This window comes from Actinomyces sp. Z16 (assembly GCF_003111765.1).
Taxonomy (GTDB): domain Bacteria; phylum Actinomycetota; class Actinomycetes; order Actinomycetales; family Actinomycetaceae; genus Actinomyces; species Actinomyces glycerinitolerans.
Window position 1 is genome coordinate 3,699,588 of record NZ_CP027862.1, and the last position, 13,735, is coordinate 3,713,322.

Annotated in this window: 11 protein-coding genes and 1 pseudogene; 4 read left to right on the forward strand and 8 right to left on the reverse strand. The window is 67.4% G+C overall.

Features of this window, described 5'->3' with window-relative positions; genetic code table 11:
• Positions 1-89: 89 nt before the first annotated feature.
• From C3B71_RS15420 to C3B71_RS15430, 3 genes are read left to right on the forward strand one after another with little or no spacing between them, the layout of a single operon-like run.
• A complete protein-coding gene (locus C3B71_RS15420) occupies positions 90-470 on the forward strand; it encodes a PadR family transcriptional regulator (protein WP_108969280.1) in 381 nt (126 codons plus the stop codon).
• Positions 467-1,375 (forward strand): ATP-binding cassette domain-containing protein, encoded by a 909-nt coding sequence (locus C3B71_RS15425; RefSeq protein ID WP_108969282.1) that lies wholly within the window; start codon positions 467-469, stop codon positions 1,373-1,375. The genes C3B71_RS15420 and C3B71_RS15425 overlap by 4 nt, the downstream gene beginning before the upstream one ends.
• Complete coding sequence (locus tag C3B71_RS15430) at positions 1,372-2,127, forward strand: ABC transporter permease (protein WP_396027151.1); 756 nt, start codon at positions 1,372-1,374, stop codon at positions 2,125-2,127. The genes C3B71_RS15425 and C3B71_RS15430 overlap by 4 nt, the downstream gene beginning before the upstream one ends.
• Before the next feature lie 314 nt (positions 2,128-2,441).
• Here the strand turns inward: C3B71_RS15430 and C3B71_RS15435 are convergent, their stop codons facing one another.
• A complete protein-coding gene (locus C3B71_RS15435) occupies positions 2,442-3,698 on the reverse strand; it encodes an ATP-binding protein (RefSeq protein ID WP_108969284.1) in 1,257 nt (418 codons plus the stop codon).
• A gap of 145 nt (positions 3,699-3,843) precedes the next feature.
• Positions 3,844-5,286 carry a replicative DNA helicase gene (dnaB, locus tag C3B71_RS15440; RefSeq protein ID WP_073333335.1) on the reverse strand — a complete coding sequence of 481 codons (1,443 nt, stop codon included), beginning with the start codon at positions 5,284-5,286 and terminating at the stop codon, positions 3,844-3,846.
• 524 nt (positions 5,287-5,810) lie between these two features.
• Here dnaB and C3B71_RS15445 point away from each other — a divergent pair.
• Complete coding sequence (locus tag C3B71_RS15445) at positions 5,811-7,253, forward strand: MATE family efflux transporter (RefSeq protein WP_234416330.1); 1,443 nt, start codon at positions 5,811-5,813, stop codon at positions 7,251-7,253.
• Positions 7,254-7,541: 288 nt separating this feature from the next.
• On the opposite strand, the gene C3B71_RS15450 is transcribed toward C3B71_RS15445, so the two are convergent.
• The 6 genes and pseudogenes from C3B71_RS15450 to C3B71_RS15475 form a co-directional block, all read right to left on the reverse strand.
• Positions 7,542-8,837: a DDE-type integrase/transposase/recombinase gene (locus C3B71_RS15450; protein WP_108966214.1), complete on the reverse strand. Its 1,296-nt coding sequence runs from the start codon at positions 8,835-8,837 to the stop codon at positions 7,542-7,544.
• 362 nt (positions 8,838-9,199) lie between these two features.
• Positions 9,200-9,655, reverse strand: a complete 456-nt coding sequence (gene rplI / locus C3B71_RS15455; protein WP_073333341.1) for a 50S ribosomal protein L9 — start codon at positions 9,653-9,655, stop codon at positions 9,200-9,202.
• A gap of 16 nt (positions 9,656-9,671) precedes the next feature.
• Entirely contained in the window at positions 9,672-9,908 is a 237-nt protein-coding gene (gene rpsR, locus C3B71_RS15460) for a 30S ribosomal protein S18 (protein ID WP_073333345.1), read from the reverse strand.
• A gap of 139 nt (positions 9,909-10,047) precedes the next feature.
• A complete protein-coding gene (locus C3B71_RS15465) occupies positions 10,048-10,662 on the reverse strand; it encodes a single-stranded DNA-binding protein (protein ID WP_108969286.1) in 615 nt (204 codons plus the stop codon).
• 25 nt (positions 10,663-10,687) lie between these two features.
• Positions 10,688-10,975 (reverse strand): 30S ribosomal protein S6, encoded by a 288-nt coding sequence (gene rpsF / locus C3B71_RS15470; RefSeq protein ID WP_073333348.1) that lies wholly within the window; start codon positions 10,973-10,975, stop codon positions 10,688-10,690.
• Between the two features lie 211 nt (positions 10,976-11,186).
• Positions 11,187-13,624: pseudogene (locus C3B71_RS15475) on the reverse strand (transglycosylase domain-containing protein).
• Positions 13,625-13,735: the final 111 nt, after the last annotated feature.

Here is a 13,735-nt window from a genome sequence, read left to right on the forward strand (position 1 = left end):
GGCAGTCAACGACGTCGGCGCCGGAGTTTGGGCCGGTACCTTGCGCAACCCAGTAGACAGCCTGCCTACTATCTAGATAGTCTGACTACATGGACTCCTCGACTTCGCGCCTCCTGCGCGGCTTCCTAGAACCGTGCCTACTCGCCCTGCTTGAAAGCGGCGCCGACTACGGACTGTCGCTGACCCGTCGCCTCGACGCCGCCGGTCTGGAGAATGTTCCCGGAGGCAGCCTCTACCCGGCACTCACCCGCCTGGAGCGGCGTGGCCTGCTCGCCACCACCACACGCCCTTCCGATTCCGGACCCGCTCGCAAGTACTACGAGCTCACCGACGCCGGCCGAAACGAACTCGCCGCGCGTCGAGCGGAGTGGTGCGCCTTCCGTAGCGCCGTTTCAGCCATCCTGGAGGGTGAGGCGTCACCCCACGGGCGGGCGCTTCCCGCCCATTCAGCGGCCGAGGCCCACTCATGACCGCCGCTACCTACTCCGGCTCCTCGTCGCACCCCGAGCCGGATCCTGCCGACGCCGCCTGGTACCGAAGCCTGAACGCGGAGCTGACGGCACATGGCCTGAGCCCCAAGGAGCTCGAACGCATCGTGGCAGATGCCCGTGCTGAGGCCGATTCAGCCGGTATCGCGCCGGCGAACCTCTTCGGCCCCGCCGTCCTGTTCGCCCGCGAGTTGGCCTCTGCGATGAAAGAGGGCGACGCCGCCGGTCGCGACACGGGACACGCACTGGGCCCAGTGGTACTGCGACTGCACGATGTCACCCTCCGGCGTGGCCGACGCACAGTCCTGTCGAACTTCAGTCTCACGGTACGACGGAGCGAAATCGTCGCCGTCGTCGGCTCAAACGGAGCCGGCAAGTCCACTCTCCTCCAGGCCTGTGCGGGCCTGCTGCCAACCAGCTCGGGTCGAGTGGAGCGGACCGAGCGCTTCGGCTACGCGCCGCAACTCGACGCGCTGGCCCCACTTCTGACCGTCGACGAGCATCTACGGCTATTCGGGGCCCTCGACGGCGCGAACCAGGACCGCGCGGTGCCGACGGGGCACCAGATCCTCCACCGCCTGGGGTGGCGCCCCAACGGCGAACAGATCACCCGCACCCTGTCAGGAGGCACCCAACAGAAACTCAATCTCGCCCTGGCTCAACTCACCTCCCCCGAACTGCTGCTCCTGGACGAGCCCTACCAGGGCCTTGATGCTCTGGCCTATGAGGATTTATGGACTCTCATCTCGGCCTGGCGAAGCTCCGGCGCCGGGGTCCTTCTGGTAACCCACCTGCTGCGAGACATCGACTTCGTCGATCGCGTCGTCGAACTGCCCGCCCCCGAATCGTATACGGAGGCCCCCAAGACCAAGGAGCGAGCCGTATGACCGCAGCCGCAATCGCCGAGCCCGGCGCCTCGTCACCGAACAACGAGCACCGGCTAATGCGCACCGCAGTGCTGGTGGCCATAGTCACCACGCACGAACTGAGCCGGCGACGTGGAGCGCTTGCCCTCGCCCTGCTGTTGCCGCTCGTCTTCTACCTGGTGCGAATCGACACGCACTGGACCGCACTGCGCCTGCTGTCCATCGGACTGGGCTGGGCGGCCGCGACACTGGCCCTGTTCACGTCGGTGGCCTCACGCTCGATAGACCTGCGGCTCGCCGCGAGCGGGGCCAGCCCGACAGCACTGGTCCTGGGACGGCACACAGCCGTGCTGGGCCTCGGCTGGATCATTACCGCGCTCTACTCCGGACTCGTTCTACTCACGATCGGGGACAAGCTGACCTACCCGGCCGCTGTGCCGCTCATGCTGCTTCTGACCGTGACCGTGGCGGCGCCCCTGGGCTCTGTGGCCGCCGCGCTTGTACCAAGGGACCTGGAGGGCGCCCTGTTGCTGCTGGCGGTCATGGCCCTTCAGCTCCTCGTGGACCCGACGGCCGCGTGGACTCGAGTGCTGCCCCTATGGTCGACGCGAGAGCTATCCAGCTACATCGTCGATTCTCTGGGCACACAGGCGGACGACTACCTCTGGCGCGGGCTGCTTCACGGATTGGGCTTCGCCGTCGGGCTAATGACGCTGACCTGGCTGCTGGGCATCCGGCGTCTACAAGTGATCCGTCTTCCCGAGCCGCAGTGATTCGCGGCCCCATCCCCGGTGAGACAGAAGCACGTTCCACGACCTTGGGGTACGTTCCACGACCACCCCGGGGTCGTGCTGTGCACACCGAGGTCGTGCAGTGCGATGTGGCGTCCGCGAGTCGGCGCGTTGGGCGAGCCACGCCAACGGATCAAGCCCGCACCACCTCGCCGTGAGCAGCAGCACCGACACCGAAATCAACCAGGTTCTGCCTGAACGCCGAAACCTGGTTGATTTAGAGGCGCCCCGTATCAACAATACCCATGATTCCGGGGATGAATCGGGGTTCCGGCGGCCAACAGTGACGCCCGCCTTCAACCGAGTTCCCACAGGGCGGACACCGGCAGCGCCCACAGCGGTCCACCCAGACTGCGCGCCCGATCATCGGTGGTCAGTACGACACCTGCCTTCAGTCGATCCCCGATCCGATCATGCAGCCAACGCAGATGCTTGGTATCCGCAACTGCCACCGAAGCCGCCGCCTTCACCTCAATGGCAATGACTCCGCCATCGTCCAACTCGAGGATCAGGTCGATCTCGCGTCCCTCTGGGGAACGGTAGTGGCTGAGAGTGAAACGCTCCGCGGACCATGTGCGTTGCCGCATTAGTTCGGCAGCGACGAAGGCCTCAAGCTGACCTCCCAGGGCTCCTCCGCGTATCAGATCCTTGAGGGTGTCGGACCCAGTCCGAGTCAGCCACATAGCCAGCGCAGAGTCGGTCAGCAGATACTTCGATCGACCAACCTCACGCTTGAGCAGGTTCGGCGTCCAAGGCGGCAGTCGATCAACCAGGTAGAGCGCTCGCAGAAGCTCTAGGTAGGAGGCGGTGGTTGATGCGCTCAGGTTGATCTCACTCCCCATCCGCGCGATCACGGTCTCCGACCCTTGCGTGGCCGCCAAACCGACCAGCAGCGAGCGTAAGCGATGCGGATCGGACAGGCGGGAGAGTTCACGCAGATCGCGCCCGAGCAGCCGGGAGATGTAGCTATCCAGCCAGTCGGCACGGAAGCGCTGAGGCAGACGGTACGCCTCGGGCATGGAGCCGGCGGCCAACAGATCGACATAGTCGCCACGCTCCATTCCGGAACGGTAGTCGCCATCCAGCGCCCCATGGAGCACTGCGGCCACGAAGTCTTCCTCTCGCCCGGCAATCTCACCCTGACTGAATCCGAACACGCGGGTGCCGATGACGCGACCGGCCAGGCTGTCTGTCGCCGGTTGGAAAGGACTCGTGGTCACTGAGCCGGTTAGCAGGTAGCGTCCGGCGGACCGATCGGAATCAATCTCCACCTTGAGCGCCAGTGCCAGTTCGGGAACGCGCTGGAACTCATCGATGACCAGCAACCCTTCAGGTTCCAGACGAAGGAAACCGCGCGGATCCGCGGTCGCCGCAGCGCGGGTCTCAGCATCGTCCAGAGTCACGATACGCGTCGGCCGCTCAGATGCCGTCGCGATCATGGATGCGAGCGTGGACTTCCCAACCTGACGCGCACCAACCAACTCAACCGCGGGGAAGACTTCCAGGAGCTCTTCTACCCGTGGCTGCGCATGCCGCTTAAGCAGATCGCTCATGCCCCCAGCGTACGATAGGCCGAAAAATGGTGGCAAGCCTCTTCGTAAAACGGTGTCATAGTTCGTCGAAAAACGGTGGCCGAGTCGGCCGTGATTCGGTGGCAGGTCTTGCTGTGAAACGGTGGCAGCGTTCGCTCACAGGCACTTATTCGTAGGCCGGCTCGGGCGTGATGTCGCGGGCCATGTTGGCGAAACGCGACAGGTGCCCCTGGAAGGCCACCGGAATGGTGCGGGTCTGGCCATTGCGGTGCTTGGCGACGATGATGTCGGCCTCGCCCGGCCGCTCCTCCTCCTGGTAGTACTCGGGCCGGTGCAGCAGCATGATGACGTCGGCGTCCTGCTCCAGCGATCCCGACTCGCGCAGGTCGCTCATCTGCGGCCGGTTGCCGGTGCGCTGCTCGGGGCCGCGGTTCAGCTGGGCGACGGCGATCACCGGGATGTCCAACTCCTTGGCCAGCAGCTTCAGCGAGCGGGAGAACTCGGAGACCTCCTGCTGGCGGGACTCGACCTGCTTGCCGGAGCTCATCAGCTGCAGGTAGTCCACCACCATCAGCCCCAGCCCGTGCTGCTGCTTGAGCCGTAGCGCCTTGGAGCGGATTTCCGGCATGGTCAGGTTCGGGGAGTCGTCGATGAACAGCGGCGCCTCGGAGACGGGGTTGTAGGCGAGGGCAACGTCCTCCCAGTCGCGCTCATCCATCTGGCTGCCGCCGCGCAGCTTGTTCAGGGCCACCCCGGATTCGGCGGCCAGGATACGCATCATCAGCTCCATGCGCCCCATCTCCAGGGAGAAGTAGCACGAGGGGATGGGGTTGCCGTCGGCGCCGCGGGCGTGGATGGACGCCGAGCGGCAGAAATCGACGGCGAGCGTGGACTTGCCCATGGCGGGGCGCGCGGCCACGATGATCATCTGCCCACCATGCAGGCCGCCGAGCAACTCATCTAGCTCCACGAACCCCGTGGGCACGCCCCGCATCTGCCCGTCCTCACGGGCCTGCCCGGCCTCGATCTCGAGGTTGGCCTCATTGAGCAGCTCCCCGACCGGTACGTAGTCCTCCCGCTCACCCTCCTTGTGGGCGACGGCGTACACCTCGGACTCGGCCAGGGTAACCAGCTCATCGATGTCACCGGCGTTGGTGGAGTAGCCGAGCTGAGCGATACGGGTGCCGGCCTGCACCAGGCCGCGCAGAAGCGACTTCTCCTTGACGATGCGCGCGTAGTAGGCGGCGTTGGCGGCCGTCGGCACGGTGGCCATCAGAGAGGCCAGGTACGGAGCCCCGCCCACACGCTCAAGCTCCCCGCGCTTGGACAGCTCGTCGGCCACGATCAGTGGGTCGGCCGGCTCGGAGCGGTTGTAGACCTCGACGATCGCGTCGAAGATCGACTCGTGGGCGGGCTTGTAGAACTCGGGGCCGCGCAGCACCTCGATGACGTCGGTGATGGCCTCCTTGCTCAGCAGCATGCCGCCGAGCGTGGACATCTCCGCCTCCAGGTCCTGGGGCGGTACCCGGTCGAAGGCGCCGTCGTAGCGGGCGTCAACCGGTCGCTCCTCACCGCGGGTGCGAGCGCCGATGGTGTCGACGTCGGTCATCTGTCGGTCACTACCCTCCCCCTGCAACGCCCCGCCCAGACGGGTCGCGCGGCGACACTAGCGGCCAAAAGGGGCGGTCGCAAACGCCAGGCCCTTGCAGGCTGTGGGCAACCCCCTGCGGGGTGTGGATAACCCCTCCCATCCTGTGGGCGACGCGCCGCCGCGGATGTGGAGCGCCGCCGGACCGCCGCGCTGCCAACCTCGTCGAAACCCCCGAAACTCGCCGGAATCTTGCCTCTGATCGGGGAAGGTAACAAGCCACAACACGCGTGCACCAAACCGAAATCAAAATCTGTGGATAAGTGGGTATTCCTGTGGATGAACCTCAACCTCGACCTGAGGGACGGCCTCACTGCCACCCCACAGCGTCCCCGCTGCACGCATTCCGGCTGCACCTGGCCCGCTTCCACCCGGGCGTGAGACACTGACCCGCCCAACCCCCGGAGTGTCTCGTGCCCAATTCTTCAACCCCGACTTCAACTCCCGATGCCGCACCCGCAAGCGTTGACCCGCCCGCCCCGTCCTTGAACCGGCAGATCCTGTCCCTGGCGGTCCCCGCCCTGGGGGCGCTGGTGGCCGAGCCGCTGTTCGTGCTGATCGACTCGGCGATGGTCGGCCACCTGGGCCCCGACAGCCTGGCGGGCCTCTCGCTCGCGTCGAGCCTGCTGACCACGATCGTCGGTCTGTTCGTCTTCCTGGCCTACGCGACCACCGCAACCACCGCCCGCCGTTTCGGCGCCGGCGACCGGGTCGGCGGCCTGCAGGCGGGCGTCGACGGCGCCTGGCTGGCGGCACTGCTGGGGCTGGTGGCGGCGGTCCTGCTCGCCGTCGGCGCACCGTGGGCGGTGGACGTCATGGGGGCCGACGGCACCGTCGCCGCGGCGGCCATCGCCTACCTGCGCGCCTCTGCGCCCGGCCTGCCGGGCATGCTGGTGGTTTACGCCGCCACCGGCACGCTGCGGGGCCTGCTGGACACGCGCACCCCCTTCGTGGTGGCCAGCGCGGGGGCGGTCGGCAATGTGGCCGTGAATGCGACCCTGCTGTACGGGGTGCACATGGGGATCGCCGGCTCCGGCCTGGGCACGGCGATCGCGCAGACCGCCATGGCAGTGGCGCTGCTGTGGCCCGTTGTGAGGGCGGCCCGCGCGGCCGGCGTACCGCTGTCTCCGCGGGCGGCGGGAATGCGCGCCTCCCTGGGCTCCGGGGCGCCACTGCTGGTGCGCACGGTGTCGCTGCGGGCGGCGATCCTGGCCACCGTGTGGGCGGCCACCGCCCTGGGGACGACGGCGCTCGCCGCGCACCAGGTGGTCAACTCGTTGTGGAACTTCACCGCCTTCGCCCTGGATGCGCTCGCCATCGCCGCGCAGGCGCTGGTGGGGACGGCACTGGGCCGCGCCGAGGCCGAGCGGGCGGCACAGGTATCCGCGGAGCAAGCCCCGGCGTCGGCGAACCCGGGCCCCTCCCGTGCCGCTGCGGGTCCGGCCGCGCGCCAGGCGCCCTCCTCGGCGTCGCCGCCGGCATCCACCGTGCCGACACCGCATGACGGCCCGACGGTCGACGCCGTGCTGCGCCGGTGTCTGGCGTGGGGGGTGGCCGCGGGGGCGGTGATCGGCGTCGTGTTGGCGGGTGCCAGCCCCTGGCTGCCGTACCTGTTCACCTCCGAAGCCGCGGTGGTCGCGGCCGCGCGGCCGGCCCTGCTGGTGGCCGCCACCGCCATGCCGCTGGCGGGTGCGGTCTTCCTGTTCGACGGGGTGCTGATGGGGGCGGGCGACGGCCGCTACCTGGCCGGCGCCCAGATGGCGACGCTACTTCCTTACCTGCCGCTCGCCGTCGTCGTCGCCCATGGCTGGCCCGCGGCCGGAACCACCGGGCTGGTGTGGCTGTGGGTGGCCTTCGCCTGGGTGTTCATGGGGGCGCGCGCCCTGGTGACCGGCCTGCGTGCCCGTGGCGACGCCTGGCGGCACTGAGCGGCTCGGCACGGAGCCATCGGTTGTTGCCACAACCACTCGCATACAGCCGCCGTAGTAGGGCGCAACGACTTCCGCAGCGAGCACACGGCCACCGACAGCACACATTGCCCACCCCGGTCGGGGCAGGAGGCTGGCGGGACCTGACGGTTCGTACTCTTGCACGACGGTTCGTACCTTCAGGACGACGCTTCGTACCGTGGCCTGACGATTCGGCACCCCGAGGTACTGTGCTGTCTCCACACTTCTGGGACGGTTGAGTCTCATGACTTCTGGGACGGTTGAGTCTCATGGGTTTTGGGACGGTTGGGAGCGGGGTGAGCGGGGTGGCCTGCTGATGATTCTGTTGGGTGGTTTGGAAGCGTTGATGGTGGCCCGGCTGTGGGTCTGTGCCTGGGTGGGCTGGGGCCAGGGGATCGCGGCGAAGTGTGTTCCGGCCTGGTCGTAAAGGTCCAGACGGGTGGGGTACTGGCGGAACTCGATTCTCTGGCCGGCCATGAAGGAACCGACGTAGATGATCCGGCCCTTGTAGGTCACGGTCCCGTTGCTCAGGGCCTGTCTGCTGGTGATGGCCGGGTCGGTGCTGGCTGCCTGCGGCAGGCTCAGCGGCACCGGCCCGGATAGCGCGTCAAGGTTGATCGGGGAGGGGTTGGGCAGGGCCCGGGGGACCTGGTGCCACACGCGTATGGGGGTTATGGCTATCCCCAGCCCCTGGTGCTGGCGCTCGGTGTTGTAGTAGGCGGTGAAACACTCCAGGCCGGTGTTGAGGTCCTCCAGGGTGGTGTAGGGGTGCGCTTCCAGCCACAGCTGGAGGGGCTTATGGGAGCTTTCGACCTTGCCCTGGGTCTGTGGGTGACCGATGGCGCCGCTGATCGGACGGATCCCCAGCGACGCGAGCCACCTCTCTGTCCGCCCGAATCCGGTGGTGCGGTGAGTGTTGAAAGCCCTGCCGTTGTCGGTCAGGATGGCTGCGGGCCGCCCCCAGGAGTCGAAGGCCTCGGACAGGATTTGGCGGGTGGCCTCATGCGTCTCCCCGCCCCAGGCCGCCTTGAGCGCCACCAGCACCCTGGAGCAGTCATCGATGACCTGGTAGATGGTCACCACACGCCCCTGGATGCGCCACTCGATACCGTCCAGCTGCCACAGCTCGTTAGCACTGGTACGCGTGAACCGCTTGAAAGACACCCGCGGGCGCTTGCGTGGCGCCGGAACCACCAGCCCCATGGCCCGCATGCGCCTGGCAATAGTCGCCCGCGACGGGGCCGGGTTGGCCCCCGCCCCGGACAGCACCCACCACACCGACCACGCACCCGCATCCTTCCCATCGGCAACCAGCTCCCGGCGTACCTGGGCGATACGCTCATCAACCCGCTCATCCCAACGGCGCGCCGGGTGCAGCGGCGCCCTGGAACGGGCGACCAGCGCCGCCCCCGGTCCCTCCTGCTTGGCCCGCTTACGGATCCGGTAGAACGAGGACTTCGAGACCCCCACCTGCCGGCAGAACTCCTCCACGCTCACACCCGCAACCCGCGAGTCAAACTCAATGATGCGCTGACGCTTGAACGGCGAAACTGCATAACCCATCCCCCAACCCAACCCCACCCACACCGCCCCAGAATCTCACGACTTCTGACACTCCCAGATGTCATGAGATCCAACAGTCCCAGAAGTCATGAGACAACACAGGCACCCCGAGGTACGAACCGTCACCAGAAAGTACGAACCGTCGTAGCTAAGTGCCGAAGCGTCAGCCCCGAGGCCGCACACACCGTAACGCCCTCACCCGAGAACCGACCTCGACATCCCCACGCACTCAAATCGGAAGCGCCGTACATGGGCGCGTGGCCGATGCTCCATCCGACGCGCCGCCCACACAAAAGTCGTAGCCGACGCGCCGGGCGGCGCGTCGGCTACGACGTGCTTGTTCGTATCGGCTGCTGCCCGGCTCAGCGGGCGGCGACGACGTTGACCTCGAGGGGGGCGACGACGTCGGGGTGCAGGCGCACCGTGGCGCTGTGGCGCCCGGTGGACTTGATCGGGGGGACGACCTGGATCTTGCGGCGGTCGATGGCGGGGCCACCGGCCTCCTTGACGCCGTCGGCCAGCTGCGCCGTGGTGACGGCACCGAACAGGCGGCCGTTGTCGCCGGCGGAGGCGGTCACGGTGATGACGTTGCTCGACAGCCAGGCGCGGGCCTCCTGGGCCTGCTCCAGGGAGTTGATGGCGCGCTTGCGGCGGGCCTCGGCCATCTGGTCGATCTGACGCTGGGCGCCCTTGGTCCACGGGGTGGCGAGCTTACGGGGCACGAGGTAGTTGCGGGCGTAGCCGTCCTTGACCTCAACGACCTCCCCGGCGGCACCGAGGTTGGTCACGTCGTGCGTGAGAATGAGCTTGGTGGTCATGTTGTTGCGCCTCCTATCAGCGGGCAGAGCTCGTGTAGGGCAGCAGGGCCATCTCGCGGGCGTTCTTAATGGCCTTGGCGATCTTGCGCTGGTCCTGCACGGAGACGCCGGTGACGCGGCGGGCGCGGATCTTGCCACGGTCGGAGATGAACTTCCGCAGCGTGGCGGTGTCCTTGTAGTCGATGGTGCCGACCTTGATGGCCTTCACCGGGGCGATCTTCTTCTTGGGCTTACGAAGCTGAGGCTTCGCCATGGTGGTACTCCTTGGTTCGGGCGCCGGGTAGGGCCCGTGGGTCTATTGCGAGATTGTGGTGGGCGCCCGGAGGCGCCTGTGCACCCGGTCGAGCCGGGCGTATGACGACGCGGCGCGTACCGCGTTTAGCGAGGTTGGCTTAGAACGGAGGCTCGTCGCCGAAGCTGGTGGTGCCGCCGGTGGCCCAGGGGTCGTCCGCGGCGCCGCCGGCCGGGGCGTTGTAGCTGCCCTGCTGGCCGCCTTGGCTGTAACCGCCCTGGGATCCCTGGCCCTGGTTGTAGCCGCCCTGCTGGCCGCCACCCTGGGAGCCCTGGTAACCGCCCTGCTGCTGGCCGGCGTTGTAGCCGCCGCCCTGACCGCCCTGGTTGAAGCCGCCCTGACCACCCCCACGGGGCTGGCGGGTGACCTGCGCCTTGGCGTAGCGCAGCGACGGGCCGATCTCATCGACCTGCATCTCCACCACCGTGCGGTTCTCGCCCTCACGGGTGGTGTAGGAGCGCTGCTGCAGGCGACCCTGCGCGATCACGCGGGTGCCCTTGGTCAGCGACTCGGCCACGTTCTCCGCGGCGTCGCGCCAGATCGAGCAGCGCATGAACAGGGTCTCCCCGTCCTCCCACTGGCTCGTCTGCCGGTTGAAGCTGCGCGGAGTGGAGGCGATGGTGAAGGAGGCGACCGCCGCCCCCGAGGGCGTGAAACGCATCTCGGGGTCCGCAGTCAGATTCCCGATAATCGTGATGACGGTATCGCCGGCCATTGCTTGTCTCCGTTCCGGTTCGCGCTCAGGCCTCGGGGCGCAGCAGCTTGGTGCGCAGCACCGACTCGTTCAGGCCGAGCTGACGGTCGAGCTCCTGGGCGATCTCCGGCGTGGTGGTCATGTCGACGACCACGTAGATGCCCTCGGACTTCTTCTTGATGTCATACGCGAGGCGACGCTTGCCCCAGATGTCTGTCTTGTCCACGGTGCCCCCGTTGTTGGGGACGACCTGCAGCATCTTCTCGAGCGTGGGAGCGATGGTGCGCTCGTCCGTCTCGGGTGCGAGGATGATCATGATCTCGTAATGACGCATACTTTGTACCCACCTCCTCTGGTCTGAAGCGGTCACGGTCTCTCCGTGACAGGAGGGTGATGCGTTCGACCGCACCGCCGTGTACGCGGGTGCGTGCACGGGCAGGCAGTCCGTCGGTCACCATACCCGAGGGCGCCGGTAGGCCGAAAGGCGACGACGGCGCTACCCGCCGTGCGGTGCGCCACGCGCCGGGTGGCGGAGGCCTGCCCGGCTACTGGCCACCGCCTTGGTTGTTTCCGCCTTGCTGCCTGCCTTGACCCGGGCCGTATCCGTACCCGTTGCCGGAGTCGTCATTCTGGTCCGAGCCATCTTCTGGAACGGTGCCGCCGCCAGTGTTCCCGGTGCCGCCGGTGCCCGGGTCGAAGCTACCGCCGGTGCCACCGGAGTCGTCATTCTGGCCAACGCCACCGGTGCTTTGGTCATCGGGGTTCTGCTGCTGCTCGTTCTCCTCAGTGTCCGCCTCTTCCTCGGCGTCGGTCTCCTCCTCGAGCGGCTCCTCGGCGTCTTCCTCGGTCGTGATGTCGCCACCGGTGGAGGTGTCGGCCGGCGCGACCGGGGCCGGGGTGCCGTACAGACCGCCGGCGTAGTAGGAGGCGGCGGTCCGCTCGGGGAAGTACTCGACCGGAAGGTCCGCGAGCGCCGTGGTCATGTACTCGGTGAAGATGTCCGCCGGGTAGGTGGAACCCGTGATCTCGCCGTAGTACCCCCACGGCGTGATCGACTCCTCCGAGCCGTCCTCCCCGGTCTGATAGAGGGTCACGGCGGTGGCGATCTGCGGGGTGTACCCGGCGAACTGGGCGGACTTGTTGTCCGAGGAGGAACCCGTCTTCGCGGCCACCGGGCGTCCGAGCGCGAGCGCCGTCGTCCCGGAACCGGAGTTGACCACCTGCTGCATCGCGTAGGTGGCGTCGGCCATCACGTCGTCGGAGAAGACCTTCTCCCCGTCCGTGGGACCGGTGTAGGCGACCGACCCGGCGGAGTTGGTGACCGTGTCGACGATGTGGGTGTCGTGCCTGGTGCCCTGCGCGGAAAAGGTCGCGTAGGCCGTAGCGATGTCAACCGTGTGCGGCGATGCCGAACCGAGGACGTTCTGGACGTAGGCGTCCAGGCCCAGGGTGTCCTCCGGGTAGCCGGCGCGCACCGCCACCTCGTTGGTCACGTCCGGGCGGACATCCCGGTTGAGCTGCAGGTAGACGGTGTTGATCGAGTTGGCGGTCGCCTTCACCAAATCCGACCAGCCGTAGGAGACGTTCTGGTAGTTCTGGAAGGTCGCGCCATCGATGACCATGGGCGAGTCGCCGTTGTAACCGTTGGCGAGCGTGTCCCCGTTCTCCAGGGCGGCCACCATCGCGAAGGGCTTGAAGGTGGAGCCGGCCTGGGCGACGGCGTCGGTGGAGGAGTTCACCTGGTTGGTCAGGTAGTCCTCGCCGCCGTACAGGGCGAGGATCCCCCGGTGGAGGAGTCGATGGATACCAGCCCCACATGCAGATTCGGCGAGGCCCCCTCGGGCAGGTTCTCGACCGCGGCGACGGCGGCGTCCTGATCCTCCTTGTCGATCGTGGTGACGATCTTGTAGCCGCCGGTGTCGATGTCCTCGGCCTCCATGCCGGCGTCGGACTCCAGCTCGGCGCGCACCATCTGCAGCAGGTAGCCGGTGGAGCCGCCGTAGGTCTCCTTCGTCTGCGTGGCGACGGTTTCGGGGAACTCGGCGGCGTCGTACTCCTCCTGGGTGATGTAGCCGTCCTCAAGCATGAAGTCCAGTGCGCGCTGCCAGCGCACGGCGGCCTGATCCGGGTTCAGGGCCGGGTCCAGGCTGCTCGGCGAGGGCAGGACGCCCGCCAGCAGCGCGGCCTCCGATACCGTCAGCTCGGAGGCGGGGTGATCGAAGAACGCCTCGGAGGCCGCCTCGATGCCGTAGGCGCCGCGGCCGAAGTAGACGGTGTTGAGGTAGGAGTCCAGGATCTCCTGCTTGCTCATCTCCCGGTCGATCTTGATGGCCATGATCGCCTGTTTGAACTTGCCGGAGTAGGAACTGGTGGTGTCTACGTAGTAGTTCTTGATGTACTGCTGGGTCAGGGTGGAGGCCCCCTGGCGGGCGCCGCCGCGCATGTTGTTGACGAAGGCGCGGACAATGCCCTTGGGGTCGATACCGTTGTTCGAGTAGAAGCTGCGGTCCTCGGAAGCCACCACGGCGTTGCCCACATAGTCGGGCAACTCACTGGTGTCGATGATGGTGCGGTCCATCTCCGCGAACTCACCCATCACGGTGGTGCCGTCGGCGTAGTAGACCGTGGTGGTCTGCGCCTGCGCGAACTCGCTGGGCTCGGGCACCTTGATCAAGGCGTAGGCGGCAGTGAAGCCCGCCACGGCCAGCACGATCAGGAACAGAAAGGTACCCAGCACGAACCGCCAGCTGGGCAGCCAGCGGTGGATCGGCCCCTTGCCGGCGCGCGGGTAGTTGATCCGCCGACGCCGTCCCGACGCCGCGGCGTCTGCCTGCTTGCTCTCGCGGCCCGCGGGTCGCTTACCGTCTTTGACGGTCCTCGAGTTCCTACCCTTGCGCGCCTTGGTCACATGCCCGGCGCTGGCCGCCTGGGCAAGCTTGCGCCCCGTGGGACGGGCGCCGCCCTGATTCGCGGAGTCTGCCATGCGCTCCTCATTCCTGTCCGCAGCTTGGTCCAGGTTCATCACATCACGCCGAGGCGGCCTTGGGCTACCGCCTGGGCTGTCAGATGCGTCTATTCTCCCCACAATTCTCTC